This window comes from Pleurocapsa sp. CCALA 161, assembly GCF_003003995.1.
Classification (GTDB): Bacteria; Cyanobacteriota; Cyanobacteriia; order Cyanobacteriales; family Xenococcaceae; genus Waterburya.
In genome coordinates this window covers 1-9927 of record NZ_PVWF01000143.1, presented here as the reverse complement: position 1 = coordinate 9927, position 9927 = coordinate 1, and the positions used below count along the sequence as shown (strand labels likewise).

The window sequence follows — 9927 nt, the reverse complement described above, 5'->3', positions numbered from 1 at the left end:
GAAATTATGATTCAGCGCTCAGGAATTATTTTAATTAAATATTGGTTTTCCGTCAGCGATCGCCTTAACTTGTAAAGCGATCGCTTTTTAATTTTCAATTTTCTTAAAAATTTGGCTTTAAGATACTACTTTTTTTGCTAATCCCAAAGCTTGTAGCACTTTAATTACCCACCAGGTGACATCAATTTCCCACCAACGTTGACCAGCTTTAGCTACACGAGGATTGAAGTGGTGGTTGTTGTGCCAGCCTTCACCATAAGCAAGAATACCTACCCACCAAAGGTTAAGCGAACCATCTTCACATTCAAAGTTTTTGTAACCCCAGAAGTGAGTCGCAGAGTTAACACACCAGGTACAGTGCCACAAAACTACAGTGCGAACAAAAATACCATAAATAACCCATGACCAACCGCCTAAAGCCAGTAAACCAAAGCCAAGAATCACCTGAAGTAAGGCAAAGTATTTGTTCAACCAACGATAGTAAGGATCTCTATCAACGCGGGATGCATATTTTTTATACTGGTCGTAATCAAAGTACTTGTCTTGCGGATATAGTAACCAGCCCATATGACTCCACCAAAAACCTCTTTTTGCAGAGTGAGGATCTTTGTCGTTGTCTTCAGTATGAGCATGATGGAGGTTATGTCCTGCTGCCCAAAAGATTGGACCACCCTGAAGAGCAAGTGCGCCACAGGTAACTAAAATACGTTCTAACCATTTAGGAACTTCCAAGCTATGGTGAGTCAAAATGCGATGGTATGCCAAACAAATGCCAATACTACCTGTTAGCCAGTGGAAGAAAACTGCCACTCCCAAAGCAGACCAGGAGAAAAACCAAGGCGCGCTAAGAGCAATTAGATGAAAAGATCCTAAGATGAAAATATTTAGCCAAGATGGCTTTAACTTCTCTTCTGGTTGAACCAATGGCTGGCTCTGGGGAGCAATCAATTGCTGTGTCATTATCTAAACTCGTCCTAAAATATTTAAAGTTACAGAGTTTTGCAGCTTTAGCGATTACGCTAGGCGCTAATCCTGTAAGACTCTTACTAAGCTAATAACTCTAGTGTTCCCTTAGGTCTTTGGGCATCGCGGAGTCTCTTACCTTCTGCAAGTGTCGCTTACATATTGCAGTGTAACAACTTATTTTTAATAAAGCAAGCGATACTTACATTATTTTGATTTGAACTTGTGGTCGACAGCAAAATGCTCTGGTTGCAATGGGGGCAAGTAATTGAAATATAAAGTGTTAGAAATGCCTAGCATAAATATAATTAAAGAATCATCATGCTTAAGCGTCATTTATCAATAGTGACGAGCAAAATTATCAGTTCTGATCTGTAATATGTCTACTCCGCGAAAATCCACTAAAGCACGTCTAATTGAAGCAGCACTAGATTTATTTGCTGAAAGAGGAGTAACAGAAACTACCACCAAAGCAGTTGCCGAACGCGCTCAGGTGAACGAGGTTACATTGTTTCGTAATTTTGGCAACAAGTATCGCTTGCTTTTAGCCGTAATTCAAGATTCAGCGGTCTTTGCTAAACTAGTTCATGCTTTAGTGGAACAGGCAAATGCCAAAGATAACGTAGCCGACTTTTTACAGGAATATGCCCAAGAAAGCTTGCGTACCTTAAATAAAGCACCCGATCTTGTTCGTTCTATTGTCGGGGAAGCGGGAAATTACCCTGTCGAAAACAGAATGGCGTTAGGGAAAGGCTTAAGTGAGGCAAATCGTTATGTAGCGGAATATTTAGAACAAGCGATCGCCAAAGAAAATTTATCGAGCGATTTCACTCCTGAACAAATCGTTAACTTGTTTAATTTTGTGTTGATTGGGTATTTTGTTGTCGAATCAAGCACGGAAGGCTATATCAATTGGTCAAACCATGACAAGTTTTTAGAGAGTTTGGTAACTTTATTTTTACACGGTTCTTTCACTACGAACATTGCTAACTCTAGAGTTACGGAAACGAGTATTGTTAAACTTGGATCAGAAGAAATCGCCGATTTACCTGCTAGCTTAGTGCGATCGCTATTTAAGAAAGCCAAGAAAACGGGGAAGCAGGAATATGCTCTGATCTATGTTCTGTTTGGCGCGGGGTTATCTTTAACTGAAATTTTACATTTAGAGCGATCGCATTTTATAGTTGAGCCACAGCAACATCTTTTACAAGTAAATTATGGACATAAACGACAAGTTCCCCTTAATCAATGGGTGATGGGTTTTCGTTACGGATCAAGCACTATTAATCCTCTAATTCAATGGTTAAAAAGTCGTAAGGATGAACAGGCTGCAATTTTCATTAATGATGCAAGTGAAGCTATCAATGCAGCAGAGCTACAGGCAATCTGGCGCAATTTAACGAACGATCTACTTACTCCTCAAGGAGAATCTCCTAGAGTTGAACAGGCAAGACAAACCTGGTGCGTGGAGATGTTTATGCGCGGAATTGAACTAGAAGATTTAAGCATTCTCAGCGGAATTAACGTCGAACACCTACAAAAATATGCTCAAAGAGCGAGAAACAAAGCTGCGTTAGAATCAGCAGCACGTTTAGATAAGAAAGTTTAATTGATTAGTAATTACAAATTAGCTAGAACTCAAAGCAATAGTGACACTAATTAAAATTAATAAGGCGATCGCAATTAAGCCTCGATAGCGATAGAGCCAGTTTTTAAATCCTCGCCACCCTAGCTGACTAGTAGGGATCTCTTTAGCTCCAACTAAGGGAACAGAAGCATCATGAAACAAAGTACAACTTTTCGCATCAGGACGTTGGGGAAAATTACAGGTATCGTCTAAATGATAGGTACAGCGATCGCATAAGCTAGTACCATCTGATGATTGATATAAAGGTATACCAGGATGACCAAAAGCTTTTAAAGGGTTGTCACAATAGGGACAACTAAGCTCCTGAGCATCCACAGGCTTTTGACACTGGGGACAGATAGGCATTTTTAATTTTTAATTTTTGCTCATTGCTTAGAGGGAAATTTGCGAATTTGAAACTCTTTACTTTCAATCATTTTGTATTTGATGTTCATTTTTCTCATAACGGCAGCGAACTTTTGTTCAATTTCAACTAGATTTTTGACGGGAATTGATTTCCACTGTTCGCGAGTTTGCCAATGAATTGTGAAAATTACTTTGCCTGCTGCATTAGGCTCAATCCACACTTCTTTACCTAGAAACCCAGGATAAGTAGACAACGAAGCTGTCCAAATTTTTTCGTCCTGCTGAATAAACTGTTCTCGGCTTGCTGAATCTACTCTAAATTTGAGCCACTCAATAACCATATAATTCTTAATTATGAAAAAAGTTCGATAATATTTATATTGGGTTATTTTACGATCTAATACTAATAAGATAGTAAATAAAAATTTAGGAGATTGCACAATGGATAATAGCGATTGGCTTAGACAATTAATGATGTTGGGCGTAGGTACAACTTCGCTAGTGGCAGAAAAAATTAGAGAAGTCAGCCAAGAATGGGTCAGAGAAGGCAAAATTAATCCAGAACAAGCAAAATCTTTCGTAGATGACCTCATGTCCCAGATCAATACTGGTTCAGACAGTATGCAAAAACAAGCAGAGCGACAAATGAAAAACATGCTCCAAGATTTAGGTGTTCCTCGCCAGGCAGAAATGGACGAATTAAGAGGACGGATCGATCGCCTAGAGCGACAGATTAGAGACTTGGAAAATAAGAACTGGCGTTAGTTAGTTTGGTCAGTTTGGTCGAGCCACAGTTTTTGTATCTAATTGAATCAAATCAAAGACACTCTTGTTTTCATCAGCTAATATTAAGGCGACGGAATCGATACAGTTTTAATTTTATCGACTAAAATGCGCTATGTGGAAAATTTCTTGAGTCTACTGAAAACAAAAGTCTGCTGCTTGAGATTTTAGACTATTTAATGCTTATTAAAACAAATCTGTGATTACATTAACTTTATTACATCCTCTTCAACCAGTAGCGGTTCAAAGCTGGGAATTCCGAGATGAACCGATTATTAAAATTGGACGCGCTACCGATAATGAAGTGGTTCTCTATAGTGCCGTAGTATCCCGCCATCACGTCGAGATTAGAAAGTCAGGTATAGACAGCTGGGAAGTAGTTAACGTAGGGTCTAATGGTACTTATGTTGATGGCGAAGCAATCGAAAAAAAGATCGCCTTAGACGGTATGATTGTCCGTTTAGCCAAATCTGGTCCCCAAATTTTGCTGAAGATTGAATCAAGTACTAATCCAGAGCAATCTGATGCTGCGATTGATCGAGGCAGGATAAGACGACAACCAAAAAGTGCTAAAGATACTTTAATTAGTTAATTTAGTTAATTCGCCGATTTGCCAGCAGCATTAATCTTTGGCAAAAAGCTTTTTATACCCATATTCCCAAATTAAAGGTACGCATAAGAGAACAATGACGAACAATAATGTTACAACACCTAGTTGAGTTACCCAACTCACAATCTGCTCTAAAGAAACTGCCTTTCCCAAAAAGAAGGCAATACTGACAATTGTTGTTGACCATACCGCTGCACCTCCAAAATTACACAAAAGAAACTGCCTATAGGGCATTTGAGTGATCCCAGCCAGAGGCCCTGCGAATATTCTCAGCAACGTGACAAATCTACCCCAAAAAACTGCCTGTACTGCATTTTTGCTGTAGCGATCTTTTGCCTGCTCTAGCTGTTGTTCTTGAAGACGGAAAAAACGTCCAATTTTTACTAAAAGTTGCCAACCTCCAAATCGACCGACCCAATAGCCAAAATTATCTCCTAAAACTGCTCCAGCGATCGCACTACCCAAAACCCACCAGTAGTTTAATTCGCCACTCCCAGCCAAGAACCCGCCTACGATCACGATGGTTTCACCAGGAAGCGGAATTCCCATGTTTTCGATCGCAATCCCTACAAACACTGCCCAGTAACCGTAGAGGCGAGCCAGTTCTTGTAGAGTGTCTAACGAGAAAAATTCAAATGACATTCTACGTCTTTACAAAGATTAATATTATTCCCTATGATGACGTGGATTTAGTAAGAGTGTCAATGTGTCCATGATTACTTATGGCAGGAAACCCAAGGCAAAAGCACGAGGATTGCTCATTGCTCATTACCTAGGTTGGGATAGCTTCACCAGGGCGTAGACTTGCCCATTTTCCAGTTTCTTGGACAAAGCTTTGGCAGCCCACTACATCCCATTCCATTTCGATAGTGTCGTCTAGAGTGCGAATATTGACGTTGATACTAGGTTCGTTGGGTTCAAAAGTGGGATGTTCGGACAAGTGGGGTTGTTCATGCTGAGTTTCGACTGCATTATAGGTTTTACAGCGATCTACATAGTGGCAGTTGATACAGATACACATAAGATTGAGCTATTTTCTAACTGGACTTCATGCTTTAATTGTTAATTTAGCTCAGACAGCAATAGATTAGAGAAGTTTAGTTAAATAAGTTTAAATGAGCATAGCCAAGATCAAATTATATTTAGCGCAAGTCGATTTTCCTGGTGATTTAGCTCAATTGCCCGATCGCGCTTATTTGGTAGGAGGTTCGGTCAGAGATGCTTTATTGCAGCGTTATAAGATTCCTCTAGATTTAGATTTTGTCTTACCCGAAAAAGCGATCCCTACTGCTAAACGATTTGCTCGCCTCTATCAGGGCGGGTTTGTGGTGTTAGATGAAGTCAGAGAAATTGCTAGAGTAGTATTTGAACAAGGTACGTTAGATCTGGCAAACCAAGAAGGGGCAAGTTTAGAGACGGATTTAAACCGTAGGGACTTTACGATTAATGCGATCGCCTACAATCTTAAATCACAACAGCTAGTCGATCCTTTAGGGGGTCTGGCAGATTTAGAACAGGGTGTCTTAAGGATGGTGGCGGTTAAAAACCTGGAAGACGATCCCTTGAGACTGCTTAGAGCTTATCGCCAGTCAGCACAACTGAATTTTACCATTGAGGCAGAGACGCAAAAAGCGATCGCCAAGCGCGCTTCTTTATTAAAGAAAATTGCCCCAGAAAGAGTTCAAACAGAATTAAATTATCTATTTACCGCACCTCAAGGAAATAAATGGCTTGCAGCCGCAATAGAGGATGGTTTGTTAAATTTTTGGCTACCAAATAGTCATCAAGTTGATTTAGCACAGTTAGACAATATCACCAGAGGAATTAAATTTTGTCTTGAGTCTGGCTTAAAGTATCCAGCGTTAGACATTTTGGCAAAATTATCGGCTTTAGTTGCCACCAAAGCTGAGATGGCAGAAGCCGAATTAACCCGCTTAAAATATCCTCGCAATCAAATTAAAGCCATAACCAAAACAGTGAAGTATTTGCCTTTGCTACAGCAGATAACTCAACAAATGAGCCTACGAGAACAGTATTTTTGGTTTTTAAAAGTTAAAGATATTTTCCCAATTTTAATGGCAAGAGCGATCGCCCTAAAAATTCCCAGCCAAATTACCTCTCCTTTGATTGAGCGTTATCTAGATCCTAGTGATCCAGTAGCTCATCCTCAATGTTTAGTGACGGGTAACGATTTGATGCGGGAATTAAACCTCAAACCTGCTCGTGTAATTGGTGAATTATTGACCGAGATCCAGATCGCCCAAATCGAGTCGAAAGTAACTACTACTCAACAGGCGATCGACTTTGCCAACTCCATATTGCAATCTAGTAAGTAAGGTTAGTTACTTGACTTCTCCAGCCTTTAATAAGTAAGAAAGATCAGTAACTAAGGTGTTTCTATAATAGATGGCTGTTGTGGCGGAGGTTCTATAGATAAACTGCTCCTACCTAATTGTTCCAAATTGAGTTCCCATTTGGGAGGAATACTGGTGGAATTATATTTATAACTAGCCAAACACTGATCCTTTTGATTAAAAATATTGAGACTATAACCATATTTTCTGGCGACAGTACCAAATTGATTTACAAAGCGATAGCGTCCAAAATAGTCTAGTAAAGTCCATAGTTGCCAGTTAACAACTAAATTAATCTGCTGTTTTTGTGGATGAGCAAACCAATTTTGTACCAATTTACCGTCAAATGGATCGAATTGTAGTGTTGCCCACCACAAGCTTGATTGAGTAGCATCAAATGTAGTTTTAGTAGATGCGACTAAATTAGCCTGATCGATAATATGGTCAACTGGAATCGTATTTGAAGAGATGAAAGACTGCTTACCTATTTGACTACAGTTATTGATGGGATTGCCTATAACTTGTTTAGCGATCGCACGATTTACGCCATAGTTGTTAATTAAGATCAAGGATAGCCCAATGGAAATAATTGTTGCGCTATATCTATTCATAGATAATAGTTAGTTATAGTTGGATCGCTATTAGACTAAGAAAATGACAGGTTTAAAAATATATGTAGCTAGAAAAAACTACAATCTGACACCAGAACATTGCAGTTTTGATTTTGTTTAATAGTGGTATCCAACTATAGCCACCCTTAGCTAAAACGTCAGCTTAAAAAGTTAAAGTTGAAGAGAACAAGCTTTATTTGTCCGTAGCTCCCACTGGATGCCATTTGGCTCTTTATCAAGCACGAGGTCAATACAAGACTTATTGGTACTATAAATTACAAGCAAAAGAAGCAATTTTTCCCTCGAAAAAAGAGTCAGGAAAATTTTCTCGTTATCAGCATTTAGGGGCTGCTGGTACAGAGTCTCATGTTAATGGAGTTATGATGGTTATTAAGAGAAATCAAATTGATGAACCTCAAAAATCTATTGATTCCCTTCGAGATAGTTGGTCAGATTTATACTCCGATCTAGAAGAAAAGAAAAAATTTAGTTCTCGATTTTAACTTGCGAACAAACTCGTCTTTTTGTCCCGTTTTAAGTTGGTTGTCTTATTTTCAATTTGTAAGCGTACTTTGCTGGTAATCCTCGAATTTCCTGTAACAAACCAAATAAAACTATGAGTATTGTCGCTCTATTTACTGTTATTTTCCTCAAGCTAAAGTAGAAGATGGGATTTATGCTCTAACTTTTACACTCAAGCCTAGCGAACCAGTTTCTCAAATTATTCCTGGTAAATCCCCCTTATCCCTTGACGAGCTAGTTCAACGAGCTGATGCAGCTATTCCCAATGCCGAAACTACCTATATTTCTGTTGGTAGTGCGCCTTTTTCTTTCTTTAGACAGAAGCTACTTAACTATAATTATCTTAGACTACATGTATAACTGCTTATTCTTATTCTTTTACACTTATTCTTTTAAATTACAGGATATTGCTGGCATGGTTTCCGTTTCTCATCAAAAATCTTCTATAATCTCTGCTTCGGCTAAGTCCATATACATTGATGGTAAAAAATATCCTTTATCTGAACAGGTAGTTAAAAATATTGAAACTATTATTGGATTTCAGGCGAAACAAGCGCAAAAGCTACCGTGGCGCGATCGCCTTGTGGAAAAAATAGCGGCTTTTTTTGGTAAATCAGAGTTTTTATATCTGCAAATACTTTTTTTTAGTAGCTGGGTAATTTGTACTCGCGTTGCACCTCAACTATTACCCCTTGGTCTACCTCTTTTTGATGCCCAAGAAATGGGATTAGATATTGCTGCTTTGCTCATTGCTACTGGAGTCTTAGTACAGCAGAGTCGTCAAGATAGGATAGCCGAACAGCGATCGCATTTAACTTTGCAAATCAATCTTTTAACCGAACAAAAGATTGCTAAATTAATTAAGTTAATGGAAGAGTTAAGGGAAGACTTGCCTTTAATCCGCGATCGTGATGATCTCGAAGCACAAATCATGCAGCAAGCAACAGATCCGCAAATTGTTTTAGATATTCTGCGGGAAAATTTAGAATCAACTGAAGCTTAATTACTAGTCGCCTAATTTTAATGTTCGTGGATATATCTAAAGGGTGATTGAAGTATGGGCGATTTGGTTAATCATGGAGTGGATTTTAACAAAATTTGCTCAATTTTAGTAGTTATTTACTTTTTATTTGCTTAATTTCCCAATAATCCTGATGTCAGTCTTGCTTACTTATAATCCTCGCTACGTGGTTCGCCTCAAGCTGCTGTTTCGTAAAATCAATAATAGTTTTAAAAAATTATGGGCACAAGATAACGGTGACTGGCATTGGTTAACAGAAAAGCCAGTACCTATTGCTAGTCTTAATCGCAGCGTATGGCGGCTATCGGTTTCCTCGTTTAGCTTTCACCTGATGCTGGGTTTGTCAGCAATTATTGCTACATTAGGATTGCTAGCAAACAGTGCTGCGGTAATCATCGGTGCGATGATTGTTGCACCTTTAATGGGTCCTATTGTCGGCATGGCTTATTCTACAGCCATGGGTAATCGTAAGCTCTTACGTCGTTCTAGTTTTACAGTACTCAAAGGTATTCTACTTACTATCAGTGTCGCTTGGGTTGTCACTTCAATTATTGGTTTGGACACTGTGGACACAGAAATTATGTCTCGTGTAAAACCAACCTTGATCGACTTTGGTATCGCCATGGCGGCTGGGGCGGCTGGTGCATTTGCTAACACCCGTCGGAGTATTTCTAGCGCCATGCCTGGAGTGGCGATCGCTGTAGCTCTAGTTCCTCCTCTAAGCGTAGTGGGCATTGGTTTAGCCCAAGGAAAGGGAGAGATTGCCTTTGGTGCGCTGCTGTTGTTTCTAACCAACCTAATCTGTATTATTTTTTTTGGTAGCTTAGTATTTTTGTTTCAGTCTTATGGCAATCTTAATCGAGCTAAAAAAGGCTTGGCAGTGTCTACAGGTGTAATGTTTCTGCTGGGTATTCCTCTAACTCTTTCGATGCGAGAATTAATTATCACCAAAAACGTGCGTCACGAAATCGAAAATTTTATTCTATATGAAACCTAGCGGGGTGACAATATAGGCTAAAGCTCAGAAAAGAAAAGGATTTGAGACAAGTAGCCAAAAAAGATAGGCTGAA

13 protein-coding genes are annotated in these 9927 nt (G+C 39.1%); 7 read left to right on the top strand and 6 right to left on the bottom strand.

The window, feature by feature from the left end:
• Window positions 1–117: 117 nt before the first annotated feature.
• On the bottom strand, window positions 118–960 hold the full coding sequence (locus C7B62_RS22040) for a fatty acid desaturase (RefSeq protein ID WP_106242413.1): 843 nt from the start codon (window positions 958–960) through the stop codon (window positions 118–120).
• 382 nt (window positions 961–1342) lie between these two features.
• Between C7B62_RS22040 and C7B62_RS22035 the strand changes: the two genes are divergently transcribed.
• Window positions 1343–2572 carry a TetR/AcrR family transcriptional regulator gene (locus C7B62_RS22035; protein ID WP_106242409.1) on the top strand — a complete coding sequence of 410 codons (1230 nt, stop codon included), beginning with the start codon at window positions 1343–1345 and terminating at the stop codon, window positions 2570–2572.
• An 18-nt stretch (window positions 2573–2590) separates the two neighbouring features.
• On the opposite strand, the gene C7B62_RS22030 is transcribed toward C7B62_RS22035, so the two are convergent.
• Together C7B62_RS22030 and C7B62_RS22025 are read right to left on the bottom strand one after the other, a co-directional pair.
• Entirely contained in the window at window positions 2591–2956 is a 366-nt protein-coding gene (locus tag C7B62_RS22030) for a zinc ribbon domain-containing protein (RefSeq protein WP_106242405.1), read from the bottom strand.
• Between the two features lie 20 nt (window positions 2957–2976).
• Window positions 2977–3297, bottom strand: coding sequence for a TIGR03792 family protein (locus tag C7B62_RS22025; protein ID WP_106242421.1), 321 nt, complete (start codon window positions 3295–3297; stop codon window positions 2977–2979).
• Window positions 3298–3397: 100 nt separating this feature from the next.
• Between C7B62_RS22025 and C7B62_RS22020 the strand changes: the two genes are divergently transcribed.
• Both C7B62_RS22020 and C7B62_RS22015 read left to right on the top strand, forming a co-directional pair.
• Window positions 3398–3721 (top strand): phasin family protein, encoded by a 324-nt coding sequence (locus C7B62_RS22020; RefSeq protein ID WP_106242402.1) that lies wholly within the window; start codon window positions 3398–3400, stop codon window positions 3719–3721.
• A 217-nt stretch (window positions 3722–3938) separates the two neighbouring features.
• The gene (locus tag C7B62_RS22015) at window positions 3939–4331 is read left to right on the top strand and encodes an FHA domain-containing protein (protein ID WP_106242399.1); all 393 of its coding nucleotides are present in this window, start codon (window positions 3939–3941) and stop codon (window positions 4329–4331) included.
• 30 nt (window positions 4332–4361) lie between these two features.
• On the opposite strand, the gene C7B62_RS22010 is transcribed toward C7B62_RS22015, so the two are convergent.
• Both C7B62_RS22010 and C7B62_RS22005 read right to left on the bottom strand, forming a co-directional pair.
• On the bottom strand, window positions 4362–4991 hold the full coding sequence (locus C7B62_RS22010; protein WP_106242395.1) for a DedA family protein: 630 nt from the start codon (window positions 4989–4991) through the stop codon (window positions 4362–4364).
• 130 nt (window positions 4992–5121) lie between these two features.
• On the bottom strand, window positions 5122–5370 hold the full coding sequence (locus C7B62_RS22005) for a Ycf34 family protein (RefSeq protein ID WP_106242392.1): 249 nt from the start codon (window positions 5368–5370) through the stop codon (window positions 5122–5124).
• Window positions 5371–5464: 94 nt separating this feature from the next.
• Here C7B62_RS22005 and C7B62_RS22000 point away from each other — a divergent pair, with 94 nt between their 5' ends.
• Window positions 5465–6685, top strand: a complete 1221-nt coding sequence (locus tag C7B62_RS22000; RefSeq protein ID WP_106242388.1) for a CCA tRNA nucleotidyltransferase — start codon at window positions 5465–5467, stop codon at window positions 6683–6685.
• 50 nt (window positions 6686–6735) lie between these two features.
• Here C7B62_RS22000 and C7B62_RS21995 read toward each other — a convergent pair whose 3' ends face one another.
• Complete coding sequence (locus tag C7B62_RS21995; protein WP_106242384.1) at window positions 6736–7314, bottom strand: hypothetical protein; 579 nt, start codon at window positions 7312–7314, stop codon at window positions 6736–6738.
• 197 nt (window positions 7315–7511) lie between these two features.
• Between C7B62_RS21995 and C7B62_RS21990 the strand changes: the two genes are divergently transcribed.
• The 3 genes from C7B62_RS21990 (at window position 7512) to C7B62_RS21980 (ending at window position 9854) form a co-directional block, all read left to right on the top strand.
• The gene (locus C7B62_RS21990) at window positions 7512–7817 is read left to right on the top strand and encodes a hypothetical protein (protein ID WP_106242380.1); all 306 of its coding nucleotides are present in this window, start codon (window positions 7512–7514) and stop codon (window positions 7815–7817) included.
• Between the two features lie 284 nt (window positions 7818–8101).
• A complete protein-coding gene (locus tag C7B62_RS21985; RefSeq protein ID WP_233220105.1) occupies window positions 8102–8839 on the top strand; it encodes a DUF1003 domain-containing protein in 738 nt (245 codons plus the stop codon).
• A 151-nt stretch (window positions 8840–8990) separates the two neighbouring features.
• The gene (locus C7B62_RS21980; RefSeq protein ID WP_199194320.1) at window positions 8991–9854 is read left to right on the top strand and encodes a TIGR00341 family protein; all 864 of its coding nucleotides are present in this window, start codon (window positions 8991–8993) and stop codon (window positions 9852–9854) included.
• Window positions 9855–9927: the final 73 nt, after the last annotated feature.

Excerpts from the sequence above, each read along its gene's own strand:
- C7B62_RS22000 (WP_106242388.1), top strand. The coding sequence starts at position 5,465 with ATGAGCATAGCCAAGATCAAATTATATTTAGCGCAAGTCGATTTTCCT.
- C7B62_RS22040 (WP_106242413.1), bottom strand. The coding sequence starts at position 960 with ATGACACAGCAATTGATTGCTCCCCAGAGCCAGCCATTGGTTCAACCA.
- C7B62_RS21995 (WP_106242384.1), bottom strand. The coding sequence starts at position 7,314 with ATGAATAGATATAGCGCAACAATTATTTCCATTGGGCTATCCTTGATC.
- C7B62_RS22010 (WP_106242395.1), bottom strand. The coding sequence starts at position 4,991 with ATGTCATTTGAATTTTTCTCGTTAGACACTCTACAAGAACTGGCTCGC.
- C7B62_RS22005 (WP_106242392.1), bottom strand. The coding sequence starts at position 5,370 with ATGTGTATCTGTATCAACTGCCACTATGTAGATCGCTGTAAAACCTAT.
- C7B62_RS22020 (WP_106242402.1), top strand. The coding sequence starts at position 3,398 with ATGGATAATAGCGATTGGCTTAGACAATTAATGATGTTGGGCGTAGGT.
- C7B62_RS21980 (WP_199194320.1), top strand. The coding sequence starts at position 8,991 with ATGTCAGTCTTGCTTACTTATAATCCTCGCTACGTGGTTCGCCTCAAG.
- C7B62_RS21985 (WP_233220105.1), top strand. The coding sequence starts at position 8,102 with ATGCCGAAACTACCTATATTTCTGTTGGTAGTGCGCCTTTTTCTTTCT.
- C7B62_RS22030 (WP_106242405.1), bottom strand. The coding sequence starts at position 2,956 with ATGCCTATCTGTCCCCAGTGTCAAAAGCCTGTGGATGCTCAGGAGCTT.
- C7B62_RS22035 (WP_106242409.1), top strand. The coding sequence starts at position 1,343 with ATGTCTACTCCGCGAAAATCCACTAAAGCACGTCTAATTGAAGCAGCA.
- C7B62_RS22025 (WP_106242421.1), bottom strand. The coding sequence starts at position 3,297 with ATGGTTATTGAGTGGCTCAAATTTAGAGTAGATTCAGCAAGCCGAGAA.